Annotated in this window: 15 protein-coding genes; 5 read left to right on the top strand and 10 right to left on the bottom strand. The window is 56.0% G+C overall.

Going from position 1 to position 18,374, the window contains the following annotated elements; all coding sequences use genetic code 11:
• From rffA to trxA, 8 genes are all read right to left on the bottom strand, one after another.
• The gene (gene rffA, locus CDA56_RS02200) at positions 1-1,131 is read right to left on the bottom strand and encodes a dTDP-4-amino-4,6-dideoxygalactose transaminase (protein WP_102803862.1); all 1,131 of its coding nucleotides are present in this window, start codon (positions 1,129-1,131) and stop codon (positions 1-3) included.
• A gap of 4 nt (positions 1,132-1,135) precedes the next feature.
• Positions 1,136-1,810 (bottom strand): dTDP-4-amino-4,6-dideoxy-D-galactose acyltransferase, encoded by a 675-nt coding sequence (gene rffC / locus CDA56_RS02195; protein ID WP_064358781.1) that lies wholly within the window; start codon positions 1,808-1,810, stop codon positions 1,136-1,138.
• 78 nt (positions 1,811-1,888) lie between these two features.
• Positions 1,889-3,151, bottom strand: a complete 1,263-nt coding sequence (gene wecC / locus CDA56_RS02190; protein WP_014837068.1) for a UDP-N-acetyl-D-mannosamine dehydrogenase — start codon at positions 3,149-3,151, stop codon at positions 1,889-1,891.
• Positions 3,148-4,278, bottom strand: a complete 1,131-nt coding sequence (gene wecB, locus CDA56_RS02185) for a non-hydrolyzing UDP-N-acetylglucosamine 2-epimerase (RefSeq protein WP_075209427.1) — start codon at positions 4,276-4,278, stop codon at positions 3,148-3,150. The genes wecC and wecB overlap by 4 nt, the downstream gene beginning before the upstream one ends.
• Positions 4,279-4,334: 56 nt before the next feature.
• Complete coding sequence (gene wzzE / locus CDA56_RS02180; protein WP_014227454.1) at positions 4,335-5,381, bottom strand: ECA polysaccharide chain length modulation protein; 1,047 nt, start codon at positions 5,379-5,381, stop codon at positions 4,335-4,337.
• A gap of 21 nt (positions 5,382-5,402) precedes the next feature.
• Positions 5,403-6,497: a UDP-N-acetylglucosamine--undecaprenyl-phosphate N-acetylglucosaminephosphotransferase gene (wecA, locus tag CDA56_RS02175; RefSeq protein ID WP_004097511.1), complete on the bottom strand. Its 1,095-nt coding sequence runs from the start codon at positions 6,495-6,497 to the stop codon at positions 5,403-5,405.
• A 242-nt stretch (positions 6,498-6,739) separates the two neighbouring features.
• A complete protein-coding gene (gene rho, locus CDA56_RS02170; protein ID WP_002883293.1) occupies positions 6,740-7,999 on the bottom strand; it encodes a transcription termination factor Rho in 1,260 nt (419 codons plus the stop codon).
• A 329-nt stretch (positions 8,000-8,328) separates the two neighbouring features.
• Positions 8,329-8,658, bottom strand: a complete 330-nt coding sequence (trxA, locus tag CDA56_RS02165) for a thioredoxin TrxA (protein ID WP_004097507.1) — start codon at positions 8,656-8,658, stop codon at positions 8,329-8,331.
• A 341-nt stretch (positions 8,659-8,999) separates the two neighbouring features.
• On the opposite strand from trxA, the gene rhlB reads away from it, so the two are divergent.
• Together rhlB and gppA are read left to right on the top strand one after the other, a co-directional pair.
• Positions 9,000-10,265, top strand: a complete 1,266-nt coding sequence (rhlB, locus tag CDA56_RS02160; protein ID WP_004127388.1) for an ATP-dependent RNA helicase RhlB — start codon at positions 9,000-9,002, stop codon at positions 10,263-10,265.
• Positions 10,266-10,390: 125 nt separating this feature from the next.
• Positions 10,391-11,887: a guanosine-5'-triphosphate,3'-diphosphate diphosphatase gene (gene gppA / locus CDA56_RS02155; RefSeq protein WP_160743202.1), complete on the top strand. Its 1,497-nt coding sequence runs from the start codon at positions 10,391-10,393 to the stop codon at positions 11,885-11,887.
• A 64-nt stretch (positions 11,888-11,951) separates the two neighbouring features.
• Here the strand turns inward: gppA and CDA56_RS02150 are convergent, their stop codons facing one another.
• Positions 11,952-12,692, bottom strand: a complete 741-nt coding sequence (locus CDA56_RS02150) for a GntR family transcriptional regulator (RefSeq protein WP_064406517.1) — start codon at positions 12,690-12,692, stop codon at positions 11,952-11,954.
• 221 nt (positions 12,693-12,913) lie between these two features.
• Between CDA56_RS02150 and CDA56_RS02145 the strand changes: the two genes are divergently transcribed.
• From CDA56_RS02145 to CDA56_RS02135, 3 genes are read left to right on the top strand one after another with little or no spacing between them, the layout of a single operon-like run.
• The gene (locus CDA56_RS02145; RefSeq protein ID WP_102803850.1) at positions 12,914-13,930 is read left to right on the top strand and encodes an ADP-ribosylglycohydrolase family protein; all 1,017 of its coding nucleotides are present in this window, start codon (positions 12,914-12,916) and stop codon (positions 13,928-13,930) included.
• An 18-nt stretch (positions 13,931-13,948) separates the two neighbouring features.
• The gene (locus CDA56_RS02140; RefSeq protein WP_102803849.1) at positions 13,949-15,364 is read left to right on the top strand and encodes a purine-cytosine permease family protein; all 1,416 of its coding nucleotides are present in this window, start codon (positions 13,949-13,951) and stop codon (positions 15,362-15,364) included.
• Complete coding sequence (locus CDA56_RS02135; protein WP_025108416.1) at positions 15,348-16,310, top strand: PfkB family carbohydrate kinase; 963 nt, start codon at positions 15,348-15,350, stop codon at positions 16,308-16,310. Before CDA56_RS02140 ends, CDA56_RS02135 begins: the two co-directional genes overlap by 17 nt.
• Before the next feature lie 3 nt (positions 16,311-16,313).
• On the opposite strand, the gene rep is transcribed toward CDA56_RS02135, so the two are convergent.
• Complete coding sequence (gene rep, locus CDA56_RS02130; protein ID WP_014227450.1) at positions 16,314-18,332, bottom strand: DNA helicase Rep; 2,019 nt, start codon at positions 18,330-18,332, stop codon at positions 16,314-16,316.
• Between the last annotated feature and the right edge of the window lie 42 nt (positions 18,333-18,374).

The following is an 18,374-nucleotide window of genomic DNA, read 5'->3' as shown; positions in this document are numbered from 1 at the left end:
TCAGGAGAAATAGCTCAGCAGCGAGTTAATCACCGTGCGCTGGTTAACGTTCGACAAATTGTAGAATAACGGCAGGCGCAGCAGGCGTTCGCTCTCCTGGGTCGTGTAGCGATCCGTCCCGTGGAACTCGCCGAAGTTCTCCCCGGCCGGGCAGCTGTGCAGCGGGATATAGTGGAATACCGCCAGAATTTCCGCCTCTTTCAGCCAGGCGATCAGCTTGCTGCGATCGTCAATATCGCGCAGCTTGATATAGAACATATGCGCATTTTGCCCGCAGTCGGCAGGCACGATGGGCAGATCGATACGCCCGGCGCGCGCCAGCGGCAGCAGGGCGTCGTAGTAGTTCTGCCACAGCACCAGACGCTGCTGGTTAATCCGCTCCGCCGCTTCCAGCTGCGCCCACAGATAGGCCGCCTGTAAATCGGACATCAGGTAGCTGGAGCCGATATCGCGCCAGGTATATTTATCCACCAGGCCACGGAAAAATTGGCTGCGGTTGGTGCCTTTTTCACGAATGATCTCCGCGCGCTCTATCAGCGTGCGATCGTTAATCAGCGTTGCGCCGCCTTCACCGCCCGCGGTGTAGTTTTTGGTTTCATGGAAGCTGAAGCAGCCAATATGGCCGATAGTGCCGAGCGCCCGGCCTTTATAGGTCGACATCACGCCCTGAGCAGCATCCTCCACCACAAACAGATTATGCTTGCTGGCGATAGCCATAATGGTGTCCATCTCGCAGGCCACGCCGGCGTAGTGGACCGGTACAATCGCGCGGGTTTTCTCGGTGATGGCCGCTTCAATCAGCGTTTCATCGATATTCATGGTATCGCGACGAATATCAACGAAGACGATTTTCGCGCCGCGCAGCACAAAGGCGTTGGCGGTGGAGACGAAGGTATAGCTCGGCATAATCACTTCATCGCCCGGCTGAATATCCAGCAGCAGCGCGGCCATTTCCAGCGAAGCGGTGCAGGATGGCGTCAGCAGCGCTTTCGCGGTGCCGAAACGCTGCTCCATCCACTGCTGGCAGCGGCGGGTAAAACCGCCATCGCCGCACAGCTTGCCGCTCCCCATTGCGGACTGCATATAATCAAGCTCGGTACCCACCACCGGCGGCGCGTTAAATGGAATCATCATGTCACCTGTATAACCAGTACGCGGTGCTTTCGACATTGGCACCGCTAAGAATGTAACGTTTAAGCGCGGCGGTGTTGCCCATCTGGGTCGCCACCCGCAGCGTCGTCAGCTCGCGCAGCGCGGCCCAGCGCTGCGCCGCCTGCATTAATTCCGCTCCGGCGCCGCGTCCGGCCAGCAGGCCAATCCTCGCCTCGCGCTCGCTGAGCTGGCGCAGGGAGACAAACGCGCGGATATCGCCGTCAGGGGCGCGAAGCACCAGACACTGGTGATCGAAGGTTCCGCGCACCGCATTTTCAATCCACTGGGCGTAGAAACGACCGCTGGCATCGTCGGCGTACCAGGGGGCGCGAAAACGGCTCTGCGCAAAGGCCAGCGCCGCCAGTTCGCGCAGCCGGGGGATATCCACCTCGGTCGCCGGCTCGGCGCCGATATCATCAGAAGCCGCGGGCGAAAGCGCAAGATCGACCTCGCCCTCCACCAGCCGGAAGCCTAATGCCTGCAGCGCATCCAGGCGCGCGGCATCATCCGCCGCGACTTTCGCCTGCACCCGCGACCATCCCGCCAGCGCTTGCACCGTCAGCGGCGGCGCATCGTCGCCAAAGCGGAGAATGGCGCTATTGACGCCGAAGAAGCGGTTTTCCCACTCAAGGGGCTCAATACTGGCGCGGGCGAACATAAAATAGATCTGTTAAGTTTTGGTCACGATGAAAGCGCGCGAAGCTGCGAACACTTTCATCTTTTACCAGACGCCCTCTCACCGCCACACCCCTTTGGTATCGACGATAAACTGCTGACTAACGCTCTCCCCGCCAACCGCTTTAAATTCTTTATGATCGACCAGCATCACCAGCACATCGGCGCTCGCCAGCGCCTCGTCCAGCGACGCCAGAGCGCACAGTCCGTCGAGCTTTTTCGGCAGCTGATGAATATTTGGCTCAACGACCAGGGTTTCGCCGCCGTGCCAGCGGGCGATCTGCGCGGCAATGGCCATGGCCGGGCTTTCGCGCAGGTCATCAATATTCGGCTTAAACGCGAGGCCAAAACAGGCGATTTTTAGCTCGCTGGCGCGTTTGTTGCTGGCGGCGAGGCAGTCGGCGACCCGCGCTTTGACCTGATCGATCACCCATTCTGGTTTGTGGTCGTTGACTTCACGCGCGGTCCGGATAAGCCGCGCCTGCTGCGGGTTTTGCGCCACGATAAACCACGGGTCGACCGCGATGCAGTGGCCGCCAACGCCCGGCCCCGGCTGGAGGATATTGACGCGCGGATGACGATTCGCCAGGCGAATCAGTTCCCAGACGTTGATCCCCTGATCGGCGCAAATTAGCGAAAGTTCATTGGCAAAAGCGATATTAACGTCGCGGAAGCTGTTTTCAGTCAGCTTGCACATCTCGGCGGTGCGCGAGTTGGTCACCACGCATTCGCCTTCGAGGAAAATTTTATACAGCTCGCTGGCGCGGGCTGAGCAAACCGGCGACATACCGCCAATCACGCGATCGTTTTTAATCAGCTCAACCATCACCTGTCCCGGCAACACGCGCTCCGGACAGTAGGCGATATTGACATCCGCCGCTTCGCCAACCTGCTGCGGGAAGCTCAGATCGGGGCGCATTTCCGCCAGCCAGCCCGCCATCTGCTCGGTTGAACCCACCGGCGAGGTGGACTCAAGGATAACCAACGACCCTTTCTTCAGCGTCGGTGCGATAGATTTCGCCGCCGACTCGACGAAAACCATATCCGGTTCATGCAGGTCTTTAAACGGCGTCGGCACCGCAATCAGGTAAGCGTCGGCTTCTACCGGCGCGGTAGTGGCGCTCAGGTAGCCCTGCTCGACCGCTGTTTTGACGACGCTCGCCAGATCCGGCTCCACGATATGAATTTCACCACGGTTAATGGTCTCCACGGCGTGTTGATTGATATCAACGCCGACCACCCGCTTTTGCCGGGAGGCGAACGCGGCAGCGGTTGGCAGGCCAATATATCCAAGGCCAATCACTGAAATGGTAGAAAAATTCATAGCGTTACCTGATTATTTTTAAGTGCAGACAAAATACGATGACACGCATGTCCATCGCCATACGGGTTATGCGCCCGGCTCATGGCCTGATACGCGGACTCATCTTGCAGCAGGCGCGTGACCTCATTGACGATGCGCTGGCTATCGGTACCCACCAGGCACACGGTGCCCGCGCTGACCGCCTCCGGGCGCTCGGTCATTTCACGCATCACCAGCACCGGTTTCCCGAGCGAGGGCGCCTCTTCCTGGATACCGCCGGAATCGGTCAGGATCAACCACGCGCGGTTCATCAGCCAGACAAACGGCAAATAATCCTGCGGCTCAATAAGTATGACGTTCTCAACGTGGCCGAGAATGCGCTTCACCGGTTCGCTGACGTTCGGATTCAAATGCACCGGATAGACGATCTGTACGTCCGGATTGTTCGCGGCGATCTCCGCCAGCGCATGGCAGATTTGCTCGAAACCGCGGCCAAAGCTTTCCCGACGGTGTCCGGTGACCAGAATCATCTTCTTGCCGTTGGCGAGGAAGGGATAACGCTGAGTCAGCTCGTTGTGCAGGGCTTCATCGCTCAACACCCGGTCGCGCACCCAGAATAGCGCGTCAATAACCGTATTACCGGTTACCGTGATCCGATTGTCGGCGATGTTTTCCCGCAGCAGGTTCTGCCTTGAGGTTTCCGTCGGCGCAAAGTGGTACGTCGCCAGATGCCCGGTCAACGTACGGTTCCCCTCTTCCGGCCACGGCGAGCTCAGATCGCCCGTGCGCAGCCCGGCTTCCACGTGCCCTACCGGGATCCGCTGATAGAAAGCGGCCAGGCTTGCCGCCATCGTCGTGGTGGTATCGCCATGCACCAGCACCACGTCTGGCTTAAACGACTCCAGCACCGGCTTTAAACCTTCAAGGATGCGACAGGTAATCTCCGTCAATCCCTGACCCGGCTGCATAATGTTAAGGTCGTATTCCGGAGCAATAGAAAAAAGTTTCAACACCTGATCGAGCATCTCCCGATGCTGCGCGGTCACGCAAACTTTCGCCTCAAAATGAGGATCCTTTGCCAGCGCATGAACCAGAGGCGCCATCTTGATAGCTTCTGGTCTCGTGCCAAATACCGTTAGTACTTTCACATCGATTCTCTTCGATTAGGTGATAAAGGCTGAATGTCCTTCACCACAGGCCGCATTCACTGGACACGGCGACGCGATAACGCAACGCCTGCGCCGATGAGCGCGCCCACAATCCCCCACATCACCATCAGAAACACGCGGCGCGGGCTATCGCGTTTTACCGGTTCTTCAGGCGTTCGCAAATACCTGTAAGTCTGAAAACGCGGGTCCAGGGTCGGCCCCACGTTCAACGTCGTTAACATGGCGCGGCTTTGGTCATAATCAAGATCGTACTGCGGCCCCACCGCCTGCAGATTTTCCAGCCGGGCCTGCAGCATTGGACGCCCCAGTAAAAACAGCTCGGAATCCGGCAGCTGATCTGGTGGAATATCGGTTTCGCTGCGGGAGATGTTGTGCTGCTGCGCGACTTTCAGCGCCTGTTCCACGCTGTGCATGCGGCGATTGAAAATCTCTCGCGCCACCTCTTCCTGGCGCTTCACCTGCGCTTTCATCTGTACGGTACGCGCGGCCCAGGCGCCTTTGAGCTCATCATTCAGATGCCCTGCCGCACGCTGGCTGGCGAAAGCCACATACTGGCGCAGCAGATTGTTGGCATCAGGCGCGGTTTCTGCCGTCAGCTTCACGCTATCGTTGATGCTTTTTAGCGCATCGCCGGGCATGAACTGGATATCGTTAATCAGGTCATCCAACAGCGCGGCATCGGCGCGAGCGTTACCCGACTGGCGCTGCTTGTAGTAGTCCGTTTGCAACCAGAAGTCGCGGCGGGTATCCCACGACGCCTGCTGCATGATGAACTCTTTATATGCTTCGTCCATGACCGAAGGCTGATCGACAGAGACGAGATTGGCCTTGATATCGAGATTGCGTAAGAACTGCTGTTGTGAATAGTATCCCCCCAGCATGTTCACCGTCGGTCGGTCGGTAATCGCCGTCGCGCTCCACTCCTGACGAGCAAAAAAGGTATAAACCAGAACAATCAGTGCAAAGAGCACTGCGATACCTGCTATCCAGCTTTTTCCGGCCCATAAGGCGCGAAACAGCCCGCGAATATCCAGCTCGTTCTCAACGTTCACTGTTTGTGCTCCCGGTAATGGTTGAGTCATCACGTCCCCAGATTGACTTGGTTAATTTGGATTATTGCCGCTGTGTCGCCGTATTCTGCGTCTAATGCGCTTAACCATGCGCGCCACTTTCCAGGCGCGTTTAATGCAGTAGCCATAAAGAAAGAAGGCTAACAAAAAGAGTATTAACATCACCCATTCAGGAACAATGCGGGTGTATTCCGCCACCACGCCAACCAGGGCCAGCAGCGCGGCGGCCAGGGTGATCAGCACAAACGCCTGACGGGAAGTAAACCCGGCGCGCATGATTAAATGATGAATATGCTGACGGTCCGGGGAGAATGGGCTCATCCCTTTGCGCAGGCGACGGTACATAATCGCCACCATATCCATCAACGGAATAGCGATAATCCACAGCGCCGTGACCGGGCTAATTGGATGCGTTTTTCCCTGCGTGGTCTCCAGCAGGATCCAGATGATAGTGAAGCCAATCATGGTGCTGCCGGCATCACCCATAAAGACCTTATAGCGACGACCAAGCGCACCGAGGTTAAGTAAAATATAGGGCAAAATGGCGGCAATCATCGCAAAACACCACATCGCCAGGCTGTACTGGCCATCAAACCACAGGATAATGCCCGTTGCCGCGAAAGAGACTGACGACAGACCGCCAAGCAGCCCATCGATACCATCAACCATATTGAAGGCGTTGATCGCCGCCCAGACGGCGAACAGCGTGAGGAAGAAGCCAAAAGGGCCGAGCACCAGCTCCCATGAGCCGAATATAAAACCGAGGCTACTAAGATGAAGATTACCCACCATCATCATAATGACGGCGATAGCGGCTTGAATTACCGCGCGAATTTTTACGCTGATATCAAAGCGGTCGTCCAGCGCACCGACCAGCACGAGCACCCCGGCACATCCCAGGTATAACCGAGCGTGGGGAATGTAATAATCGGCGATAGCAAACGTAAAACAAATACCTGCGAAAACTGAAATACCACCGACTAACGGAATCAAACCCTGATGCCGTTTGCGATAGTTAGGTTTATCCACCAGCCCAACTCTTTTTGCCGCCTTGCGAGCGATAAATATAAACAGGGTGGTGAATAAGAAAATACTGATTAATTCAGTAATAGCAGTGAGTAAATTCACAACGCATGTGCTCTCAGCATAGTTAATCCGGGAAGTATAACGATGATGCCTCAACTCCAGAAGGGGCAAAGCAGAACATTACAAATTTATTGTAGAAATTTTAGACTGTTAAAGCCGTCTCTGCCTGCCATCATCCTGCGCATATCATACGTTAAGACCCATTTTGTTTTCCCTTCCTGGATCATACAAACCCGGAAAACAAAACGCCACGCAATAGCGTGGCGTTCTCTGGCGTTTTTAGCTTACGAGCGCTTCATCATGTCGAAGAAGTCATCGTTAGTTTTAGTCATCGCCAGTTTATTGATGAGGAATTCCATCGCGTCGATCTCACCCATCGGGTGAATGATTTTACGCAGGATCCACATCTTCTGCAGCTCTTCCTGAGTGGTGAGCAGCTCTTCTTTACGGGTACCGGAACGGTTGTAGTCGATAGCCGGGAAGACGCGTTTTTCTGCGATCTTACGAGAGAGGTGAAGCTCCATGTTACCGGTGCCTTTAAACTCTTCGTAGATAACTTCGTCCATTTTAGAACCGGTATCGATCAGCGCCGTAGCGATAATCGTCAGGCTGCCGCCCTCTTCCACGTTACGCGCGGCACCGAAGAAACGCTTCGGACGATGCAGGGCGTTGGCGTCCACACCACCGGTCAACACTTTACCGGAAGCCGGGACGACGGTGTTGTAGGCACGCGCCAGACGGGTAATGGAGTCGAGCAGGATGATAACGTCTTTCTTATGCTCAACCAGACGCTTCGCTTTCTCGATAACCATCTCGGCAACCTGAACGTGGCGAGATGCCGGCTCGTCAAAGGTAGAAGCGACAACTTCGCCTTTAACCAGACGCTGCATCTCGGTCACTTCTTCCGGACGTTCGTCGATCAGCAGTACCATCAGAACGCAATCAGGATGGTTGTACGCAATGCTCTGCGCGATATTCTGCAGCAGCATGGTTTTACCGGCCTTCGGCGGCGCAACAATCAGACCACGCTGGCCGCGGCCGATCGGCGATGCCAGATCCAGGACGCGAGCGGTTAAGTCTTCCGTTGAGCCGTTACCACGCTCCATACGCAGACGTGAATTTGCGTGCAGAGGGGTTAAGTTCTCGAACAGAATCTTGTTACGCGCGTTTTCCGGCTTATCGTAGTTAACTTCGTTAACTTTCAACAACGCAAAGTAACGCTCACCCTCTTTAGGAGGACGAATCTTACCGGAAATGGTGTCACCAGTGCGGAGGTTGAAGCGGCGGATTTGGCTGGGGGATACGTAGATGTCGTCGGGACCGGCGAGGTAGGAGCTGTCTGCTGAACGGAGGAAACCAAATCCATCCTGCAGTATCTCCAGTACGCCATCGCCAAAGATATCCTCGCCACTCTTTGAATGCTGCTTGAGGATGGCAAAAATAATATCCTGCTTACGCATACGGGCCAGGTTTTCCAGCCCCATATTTTCGCCGAGAGTAATCAGCTCAGAAACCGGCGTATTCTTTAATTCGGTAAGATTCATAATGGTGTGGGTTCTTAAACTCGGGGTAATTCTCGAACTTAATGTTGTGAATGGTATGGCAGGAACATCCATGCCTGTTAACGGCCTTCATCTCGTGTCTGTACGTTGCCTGGTCACAGGAAAGAACGCAGAACTGAAACGACTAAACGGAATGAGTGATAAGCCCGGATTATAAGCCTCACGCGCATTTTTGCGGGACGCTTTGGGTAAAACAAGATTCAAACAAAGGTATGTTTAAAACGAAGTCTGAGATTAACTTAGCACGACTCTCGCCGGGCGTCCAGAGATCCGCAAAAAATTGGACGCTGGACGCCGGGAGAACAAGCCGCTTACGCCAGGTTGGCGTCGAGGAACTCTTTCAGCTGTCCTTTGGACAGCGCGCCAACTTTGGTCGCTGCCACTTCGCCATTTTTGAACAGCAGCAGGGTCGGGATGCCGCGAATGCCGTATTTCGGCGCAGTACCCGGGTTCTGATCGATGTTCAGTTTCGCAATGGTCAGTTTGCCCTGATACTCTTCAGCGATCTCATCCAGAATCGGGGCGATCATTTTGCACGGACCACACCACTCTGCCCAGAAATCGACGAGGGTTAGCCCGTCAGCCTTGAGTACGTCCGTGTCAAAACTGTCGTCAGTCAGGTGAATAATTTTATCGCTCATATTTAACTCCACAGGAATAAGCCTGGTGTGTTGGTGTCGCGGCCATCAACGACGTGTCGATGCTACGTTATGCACGCTGTTCTTCAGAATGCCTCTTTTATCTCTCTGCATCACAATGCCCATCATGAACTTTGCCCCGCAAAAGATAAAGCAACCAGCGTTCAAACCGGCTTATCGCAGATTTGTCACCCTCGCCTCGCTTAGTAGTCTAAGCTTTCGAAGATTCGTTCAGTTGCCGCAGACGCACCTTGAATAATTTCATACATAGCCAACGAAAGGTTGACGTTATTTCACCGGATACGCTTTCTTAATGCAATAGTTAGCTGATATTCTACCACACTATGAGCAAAACACATTTAACAGAACAGAAGTTTTCCGACTTCGCCCTGCACCCGGCAGTGATTGAAGCCCTTGAAAAGAAAGGGTTTCATAATTGTACACCCATTCAGGCACTCGCCCTCCCGCTTACGCTGGAAGGTCGCGATGTCGCCGGGCAGGCGCAAACCGGTACCGGTAAAACGATGGCGTTTCTGACGTCAACGTTTCATTATCTTCTCACTCACCCGGCGATCGCTGACCGCCAGGTCAACCAGCCGCGCGCGCTGATCATGGCGCCGACGCGTGAACTGGCGGTTCAGATCCACGCTGACGCCGAACCGCTGGCGCAGGCTACCGGTCTGAAACTCGGCCTGGCTTACGGCGGCGACGGCTACGATAAGCAGCTGAAAGTGCTGGAAAGCGGCGTGGATATTCTGATCGGTACCACCGGTCGCCTTATCGACTACGCCAAACAGAACCATATTAACCTCGGCGCCATTCAGGTTGTCGTGCTTGACGAAGCCGATCGCATGTACGATCTCGGCTTTATTAAAGATATCCGTTGGCTGTTCCGCCGTATGCCGCCAGCGAATCAGCGCCTGAACATGCTGTTCTCTGCCACCCTTTCTTATCGCGTCCGTGAACTGGCGTTCGAACAAATGAACAACGCCGAGTACGTCGAAGTTGAGCCTGAGCAGAAAACGGGCCACCGTATTAAAGAAGAGCTGTTCTATCCTTCCAACGAAGAAAAAATGCGCCTGCTGCAGACGCTGCTGGAAGAAGAGTGGCCGGATCGCGCGATTATTTTCGCCAACACCAAACATCGATGTGAAGATATCTGGGGTCACCTGGCGGCGGACGGCCATCGCGTTGGTCTGTTAACCGGCGACGTTGCGCAGAAAAAACGCCTGCGCATTCTCGATGAATTTACCCGCGGCGATATCGACATTCTGGTCGCAACCGACGTTGCCGCCCGCGGTCTGCATATTCCGGCCGTTACGCACGTCTTTAACTACGACCTGCCGGACGATTGCGAAGACTACGTTCACCGTATTGGCCGTACCGGCCGCGCTGGCGCCAGCGGTCACTCCATCAGCCTGGCCTGTGAAGAGTACGCGCTGAATCTGCCGGCAATTGAAACCTATATCGGTCATTCAATTCCGGTCAGCAAATACAATTCGGACGCGCTGATGACTGAACTGCCCAGACCTCTACGTCTTACGCGCCCGCGCCCAGGCAACGGCCCGCGTCGTAACGGTCCGCCACGTAATCGTCGTCGTTCAGGTTAAAGCACTATGCCATACACAAAATCATTCAAGTTGCATCAAGGCCGCAGGAAAGCGAATCGCGGCAAGCTGACGCTGGTAAGTGATTCGGGTAAGAGAACGCAGCCAACACAGAGGCAACTTGAAGGATGAAGTGTATGAGCTCCACCTCGCTCTATGCCGCTATCGATCTTGGCTCCAATAGTTTTCATATGTTGGTTGTACGCGAGGTTGCCGGAAGCATCCAGACCCTGAGTCGTATCAAACGCAAAGTCCGTCTGGCCGCTGGACTCAGCGGCGACAATACGCTCTCGGCGGAAGCCATGGAGCGCGGCTGGCAATGTTTACGCCTGTTTGCCGAGCGTTTGCAGGATATCCCCCCGACGCAAATCCGCGTGGTCGCCACAGCGACGCTGCGCCTGGCGGTTAACGCCGGTGAGTTTCTGGAGAAAGCGCGGGAAATTCTCGGCTGCGCGGTTCAGGTTATCAGCGGTGAAGAGGAAGCGCGCCTGATTTATCAGGGCGTTGCGCATACAACAGGCGGCGCAGATCAGCGTCTGGTCGTGGATATTGGCGGCGCCAGCACCGAACTGGTTACCGGTACCGGTGCGCAAACCACCTCGCTTTTCAGCCTGTCCATGGGCTGCGTGACCTGGCTGGAACGCTACTTTGCCGATCGCAGCCTGACCAAAGAGAACTTTGACCAGGCCGAAACCGCCGCGCGTGAAGTTTTGCGTCCCGTCGCCGATGTGCTGCGCTATCACGGCTGGAAAGTGTGCGTCGGGGCGTCCGGTACGGTTCAGGCGTTACAGGAAATCATGATGGCGCAGGGGATGGATGAACGCATCACCTTAGCCAAGCTACAGCAGCTCAAACAGCGCGCCATTCAGTGCGGTCGTCTGGAAGAGCTGGAGATCGAAGGCCTGACGCTTGAACGGGCGCTCGTCTTTCCCAGCGGGCTGGCGATTCTTATGGCCATCTTCAGCGAGCTGAATATTCAGTGTATGACGCTCGCCGGCGGCGCGCTGCGTGAAGGTCTGGTCTACGGCATGCTGCACCTGTCGATCGATCAGGATATTCGCAGTCGTACCTTACGCAATATTCAGCGCCGGTTTCTGGTTGATACTGAACAGGCACAGCGCGTTGCCCAACTGGCCGCCCATTTCGTTCATCAGGTGGAAAACAGCTGGGAAATTGAGCCGCTATGCTTCGATTTGCTGCAAAGTGCCTGCCAGCTGCATGAAATTGGTCTGAGCGTGGAGTACAAGCAGGCCCCCCTGCACGCCGCCTGGCTGGTGCGCAATCTTGACCTGCCCGGCTTTACCCCCGCACAAAAGAAGCTGCTGGCGACGCTGCTGTTAAACCAAACCAACGCCGTCGACCTTTCATCCATTCATCAACAAAACGCGGTGCCTCCGAGAGTCGCGGAGCATATGTGCCGTCTGCTGCGTCTGGCGATTCTGTTTGCCAGCCGCCGACGCGACGATCTGCTGCCGATGCTTACGCTGGCTGCCGAAGATGAAAATTTGACGTTAACGCTGCCGCAGGGCTGGCTGGAGAATCATCCGCTGGGCCGGGAAATGGTCGAACAGGAGTGCCAGTGGCAGAGCTACGTTCACTGGCCGCTGCGGCTTAACGAGCAGTAGTCGGCTACGATCCGCTCTCGCATAAAGCGATGGCGGGTTTTATACACCGGCCATGCCAAAGCGCTTATTGCAGCTTCACTCTGAAATCAAAATTAAAGTAATTGCTCAGGCAGAATGCGGTTCCGTACTCAAGCACCTCTCCCTGAGCATTGCGGCTTTTCAGCGTAATTTTCATCAATGGCACGCCTTGCGGCAGGTCGAGCAAATTCAACTCTTCCGCCGAAGGAATATGCACCGTCAGTGAGTAATCCTGAAGATCGGGATAAATATCATTTTCCGCCCAGTGCGCGTACAGCGAACCTTCAAGTAGATCCGGGCGGGGTAAGAAACGCTCGGGGATAAACATGGTTTCGAGAGACACCGGGAGGGCATCGACCAGACGGACGCGTTTGATTTTCGCCACCCGATCGCCGACCGCGATCTCCAGCTCACGGGCCAGAAAATCATCCGCCGCCAGCTTTTCCCTCACCAGCCATCGGTTGGACACCGTGCCTGAATTTTGTAGCTGGGCAGAAAATCCGCCGCTGGCAAGGTTATAGCTTACCGGCAGATTCACCTCGGTCCCTTTTCCGTGGCGTTTAATAACCAGCCCGGCCTCCAGCAGCGCATCAAGCGCCTTCACGACCGTCACGCGCGATAGCTCAAGCGTCTGCGACATTTTGCGTTCGGAAGGCAGGATGCTGCCGTGCGTCAGCAACCGCTCGGTCATTGCCGCTTCAATAGCTTGTTTAAGTTGAATATAAAGCGGCGCGGGAGCCTCTGTATTCAGACGCCCTTTTATATACTCAAGCAGCGATTGCGGCATAATGTCGTAGTCTTCCGGAATTCAGTGGCAGTGGATTTATCATAGTGGATCCATACTGGAATCAATAGCCCCCTCATAACGTCTCCCCACCCTTTTTTAGCTTCTCACTTTTCTTTCAGAATGCGTCTTCGATCACAGCGTGGCCACAAAGGACTTTAACTGGACTTAATCTGGATCTACTTTTAGTATAACTTTTATTCATTTCTTCCAGGGAGCCGATGATGTTTGCTATTCACCCTACCTATACCACCGAAAACCGCATCCTCGGCTGCCTTTATGGGCAAGCCATCGGTGATGCGATGGGTATGCCTTCCGAACTGTGGCCTAAGCGCCGAATTATCAACCATTTTGGCTGGATTGAGCGCTTCCTCCCCGGACCGAAAGAGAATATTGCGGCCTGCGAATTTCGCGCCGCTGAGTTCACCGATGATACCCATCAGTGCATCGCACTCATGGATGCCCTGAATGAAACCAACGGCGTGACCGATCCACTGGTCATCGCCAGGCATATTCTGCTGTGGGCCAGACGCTGTCAGGCCTTTGAAAAAAATATTCTTGGCCCGACCTCGAAGGCTTCCCTGATCGCGCTTGAACAGGGGCAGCCGCTGGAGGAGATCGCGGCCAACGGCGTAACCAACGGCGCGGCAATGCGCGTGGCGCCGATGGGCTGTCTACTGCCCACCGGGGACAGAACGTTTTTCATTGAGCAAGTGCGGCTATCCTGCCTGCCGACGCATAAATCAGATATCGCTATCGCCGGCGCGGTGGTCATTGCCTGGGCGATCGGCCGCGCCATTGAAGGGGCCGAATGGCCGTTAATTAAAACGGAGCTGGCGTCGCTCGCCAATGAGACGCAGCGCCATTATGAGTCCACTTTTAGTCCACTACTGGGAAACCGTATCCACCTGGCGCTGGAAACGATCGCCGGGGAGACTGACCATCTGACGGGTATTGAACGGATTTATGAGGACATCGGCGCCGGTATGGATATTATCGAGTCCGTCCCCGCAGCGATTGCTCTGGTTGAGCTGGCAAAAACGCAGCCTATGAAATGCGCTATGCTGGCAGCCAATTTAGGCGGCGACACCGACACCATTGGCGCGATGGCCACCGCCATCTGCGGCGCGCTTCATGGCATAGAGGCTTTTCCTGAAGAACATATACAACGGATTAAGCAGGCCAACAGCATCGACTTCACGCCTTACGCACAGCGGCTTGCAGGCTACCGCTTCGCATAATTCACAGAGGGTATCACTATGGACAGCAAAGCTTCATACGATGGAAATATCCAGGCGGCAGATCCCGGAATGGCAGAATTAGGGATCGGTCTGGTCCCCCCGGTCCACCAGACCCAGAAACCGGTCCAGCTGTTTTTCGTCTGGTGCGCCGCGAATATTGGCATTCTTGGCGTCGTTTACGGCGCGGTGATTGTGTCGTTCGGCCTCTCATTCTGGCAGGCGATTCTTGCCGCCGTGGCGGGCGTCGCCTCCTTTGCGCTGGTCGGCATCACCAGCATCGCCGGGAAAATTGGTCGTACGACGACGCTAACCCTCTCCCGCGTCATTTTTGGCAAACGCGGTAATATCGCCCCCACCAGCTTCTGTTGGGTGAATCTGATGGGCTGGGAAGCGGTCAATATCATTACCGGCACGCTCACCCTCGTTGCGCTGTTTGCCGCCATGGGTCTTGAAGAGAGTCTGACCACCACCGCGCTGTCGCTTTTCTTGTTTGGCGGGCTGACCGTACTGGTCAGCGTGCTCGGGCAAAACGCCGTGCTGATGATGCAAAAATGGATCACCCGGATCTTTGGCGCCATGACGCTGCTGGTGGTGATCTATTTACTCTTCACCGCGGACTGGCAGGCCATCCTCGCGCTGCCTTCAGGCAGCTGGCTGACCGGCTTTCTGCCTGCCGTGTCTATTATTGCCGCAGGCACCGGCATCAGCTGGGCTATCGCCGGCGCCGACTATAGTCGCGATCAGCGCCCTGACTCCGGGGAAAAGCCTATTTTTCTCGCCGTGGTCAGCGGCGCCGCCCTCCCGCTGCTGTTGCTGATGCTCACCGGAATACTGCTTACCGCGCAGATCCCCGATCTGGCCTCCAGCGAGAACCCCATTTCAGCGATCGGTAAACTGCTGCCTTCGTGGATGGCAATCCCCTATCTGGCCGCGGCTACCGCCGGGGTCGTGACCATCGCCGTGTTGAGCCTCTATTCCGCCAGCCTTAACCTGTTAAGCATGGGGATTAAGCTACAGCAGCGTTCCGCCGTGGCCCTCGACGCCGTGCTGGTGCTGGGGATTGCCCTCTACGTGCTGTTTGTCTCGAAAGATTTTCTCGGGCCGTTTATCGCGTTTTTGATTTTCTGCGGCGTATTTCTGGCCGCCTGGGCCGCCATCTTTATGGTCGATTTTTATCGGCTGCGCCGCCGTGCCGGATATCCTGAAGCTGATTTATTCAGGGAGAGCGGCGCAAACCGTACCGCGCTGGGCTGCTGGATTGTCGGTGCGCTGGCAGGATTGATGGTCTCTAAAACCGGTTTTATCGACGGACCTTTCGCGGTCGGTATTTTCGCGGACTCCAGCCTCGGGTTATTCGTCTCTTTTATTCTGAGCCTGGCGCTGTATCTCGCCTTCGGAACGAGAAAGGGGGCCTGCCGTGACAATCAGCGCTGACCTGCTATCGCCTCAGCGGCCGATCGTGGTTATCGGCGCCGCTTTTGGCGACATTATTCTCCATCTCGATGCGCTGCCGCAAAGCGGTAGCGATGTCTCCGCCCGCGACGGCGGACGGCAGATTGGCGGCTGTGCGTTCAACGTCGCCCGCGCGCTCTCGCGCCTCGAACTGTTTCCCATTAACGCCATACCGGTAGGCAATGGCGATTGGGGGCAGGCCGTTGCGCAAAAAATGGCGCTGGAAAACTTGCCCGTCCTCTTGCGCCATCCCACCCACGATAACGGCTGGTGTCTGGCTCTTGTCGAAGCCAGCAAAGAGCGGACGTTTATCACCATTGAGGGCTGCGAACAGCACTGGACTGATGAACTATTAGCGCAAATACCGCTGCCGAAGGAGGCGATTATTTACGTCTCGGGATACGAACTGGCCAGCGAAGCGCTGCGCCAGTGGATCCTTGCCCAGACGGAAGATAAAACGCTGTTCGTCGATTTTGGCCCGCGTCTGTGCGACCTGGATATTCACTTTATCCAGGCGCTGCTGCGCAAACGCCCCCTGCTCACCCTGAATCGCGATGAACTCAGCGTGCTGTGCGCGCGTTTATACGATTTGGATAGCGCGACCCTTGATGCCGCCTCACGGCTCGCCAGCGACTGGCATATTCGGGCGATCTGTCGGTTTGATAAGGATGGCGCATGGGTGGTTGAACCTGACGCAGCACCGCAGCATATTCCGGCCTGCCGCGTGAAGGTCCACGACACGATTGCCGCAGGAGACAGCCACTGTGCCGGTACGATCGCCGGGCTGGCCTGTGGAATGGATTTGCAGCAGGCAACGCGGCTGGGCAATGAAGTGGCGGCCATTGTCGTCAGTCAACCCGGTTCAGACGGCGCACCCGGTCGCAAAGCGCTACGTCAGTTCCAGATTCAACAGCAAAACAGCCGCTAGCCGCTATTTACGCGCTTTCGCCAGCATCGCCCTGATGTTGGCGACGTTCGCCTGGCCTTTATGCATGCGCTCTTCCGGCGAAATCACTTTGCGCTCCTGCTCCCAAATCAGGTCGTCCTGCGGCAGTTCCAGCAGGAAACGGCTCGGCTCCGGCCGCACCAGCTCGCCGTACTGACGGCGCTCTTTGCACAGGGTAAAAGTCAGCTCTTTCTGCGCACGGGTGATACCCACGTAGGCAAGACGGCGCTCTTCATCGACGTTGTCTTCATCAATGCTGCTCTGGTGCGGCAGTAGCCCCTCTTCCATACCAACCAGGTAGACGTAGGGGAACTCCAGCCCCTTTGACGCGTGAAGCGTCATCAGCTGCACCTGATCCGTCTCCTCATCCGACTCGCCGCGCTCCATCATATCGCGCAGGGTAAAGCGGGTAACGACCTGAGTGAGCGTCATCGGTTCATCGATCTCGCTGCCTTCGAGCATTTCGGTCATCCACGTGAACAGCGTATTGACGTTTTTCATCCGCATTTCGGCGGCTTTCGGGCTGGGCGAGGTCTCATAGAGCCAGGATTCATAATCCACGCCGCGGATCAGATCGCGGACGGCGGCAATCGGTTCACGCTCTGAAAGCTGCTGGATCTCCCGCAGCCAGTGGGTAAAGCGGGTCAAAGACTCATAGCCGCGTCCGTTCAGGGTCTGGGTCAGGCCCATATCGAAGCTGGCGGTAAACATGCTTTTATTGCGCCCCATCGCCCATTCACCCAGCTTTTTCAGCGTCGCCGAACCGATTTCACGCTTTGGCGTATTGACGATGCGCATGAAAGCGCTGTCATCATCGGGATTAGTCAGCACGCGCAGATAGGCCAGCAGGTCTTTAATTTCCGGGCGGGAAAAGAACGACGTGCCGCCGGAAATTTTGTACGGGATGCGGTTCTGCATCAGCATCTTTTCAAAAACCCGCGACTGATGGTTGCCGCGATACAGGATCGCGTAGTCCTTATAGGCGGTTTTATTAATAAAGTGATGCGCGATCAGTTCACCGGCAACGCGCTCCGCCTCATGGTCTTCGTTATTGGCAGAGAGCACCTTCAGCTCTACGCCATAGCCCAGTTCGGAAAACAGACGCTTCTCGAAAACGTGTGGGTTATTGGCAATCAGGATGTTAGCCGCCTTCAGGATGCGCCCGGAAGAACGGTAGTTTTGCTCCAGCTTGATCACCTGCAGCGCCGGGAAATCCTGGCTTAGCAGGACCAGGTTCTGCGGCCGCGCGCCGCGCCAGGAGTAGATCGACTGATCGTCATCGCCGACCACGGTAAAGCGCGCCCGCTGTCCCACCAGCAGTTTCACCAGCTCGTACTGGCTGGTGTTGGTGTCCTGGTATTCATCCACCAGCAGATAGCGAATCTTATTCTGCCAGCGCTCCCGCACCTCTTCGTTGCGCTGCAGCAGCAGCGTTGGCAGCAGGATCAGATCGTCAAAGTCGAGTACGTTGCAGGCTTTCATGTGCGCGTCGTACAGCCCGTAGCAGTGAGCAAAGATCCGATCCCGCTCCCCTTTCGCCCCAGCGGCGGCCTGAGCAGGGGTTTGCAGATCGTTTTTCCAGTTGGAGATCGTCGAGATCAGCTGCTGAAGCACCACTTTATCGTCTTCGATCAGCCCTTCGGTGAGCTCTTTTAACAGCGCCACCTGGTCGGTATCGTCGAACAGCGAGAAGTTTGATTTCATCCCTAACGCGGCGTATTCGCGTTTGATGATATCCAGCCCCAGCGTGTGGAAGGTGGAAATCATCAGGCCGCGCGCCTCTTTGCGTCCCAGCGTTTGCCCGACGCGCTCTTTCATTTCGCGCGCCGCCTTGTTGGTAAAGGTGACCGCCGCGATATGACGCGCCTGATAGCCGCAGCCGCGGATCAGGTGGGCGATTTTATTGGTAATCACGCGGGTCTTACCGGAACCGGCACCCGCCAGCACCAGGCACGGTCCGGTAACGAATTCGACGGCTTGTTGTTGGCCAGGATTTAAACGCATGGGAGTCTTTTGCTCAATCTTCGAACGGGGTGGGGATTGTAG

The sequence above is a fragment of the Klebsiella michiganensis genome (genome assembly GCF_002925905.1).
GTDB lineage: Bacteria > Pseudomonadota > Gammaproteobacteria > Enterobacterales > Enterobacteriaceae > Klebsiella > Klebsiella michiganensis.
Note: the sequence above shows the minus strand (reverse complement) of the source record. Positions and strands in the feature narration are given on the sequence as shown.

Coding starts and splice junctions, on each gene's coding strand:
- rffC (WP_064358781.1), bottom strand. CDS start 1,810: ATGTTCGCCCGCGCCAGTATTGAGCCCCTTGAGTGGGAAAACCGCTTC.
- gppA (WP_160743202.1), top strand. CDS start 10,391: ATGAAGTGTATGAGCTCCACCTCGCTCTATGCCGCTATCGATCTTGGC.
- wzzE (WP_014227454.1), bottom strand. CDS start 5,381: ATGACTCAACCATTACCGGGAGCACAAACAGTGAACGTTGAGAACGAG.
- CDA56_RS02150 (WP_064406517.1), bottom strand. CDS start 12,692: ATGCCGCAATCGCTGCTTGAGTATATAAAAGGGCGTCTGAATACAGAG.
- rffA (WP_102803862.1), bottom strand. CDS start 1,131: ATGATTCCATTTAACGCGCCGCCGGTGGTGGGTACCGAGCTTGATTAT.
- CDA56_RS02145 (WP_102803850.1), top strand. CDS start 12,914: ATGTTTGCTATTCACCCTACCTATACCACCGAAAACCGCATCCTCGGC.
- CDA56_RS02140 (WP_102803849.1), top strand. CDS start 13,949: ATGGACAGCAAAGCTTCATACGATGGAAATATCCAGGCGGCAGATCCC.
- trxA (WP_004097507.1), bottom strand. CDS start 8,658: ATGAGCGATAAAATTATTCACCTGACTGACGACAGTTTTGACACGGAC.
- wecC (WP_014837068.1), bottom strand. CDS start 3,151: ATGAATTTTTCTACCATTTCAGTGATTGGCCTTGGATATATTGGCCTG.
- rhlB (WP_004127388.1), top strand. CDS start 9,000: ATGAGCAAAACACATTTAACAGAACAGAAGTTTTCCGACTTCGCCCTG.
- rho (WP_002883293.1), bottom strand. CDS start 7,999: ATGAATCTTACCGAATTAAAGAATACGCCGGTTTCTGAGCTGATTACT.
- rep (WP_014227450.1), bottom strand. CDS start 18,332: ATGCGTTTAAATCCTGGCCAACAACAAGCCGTCGAATTCGTTACCGGA.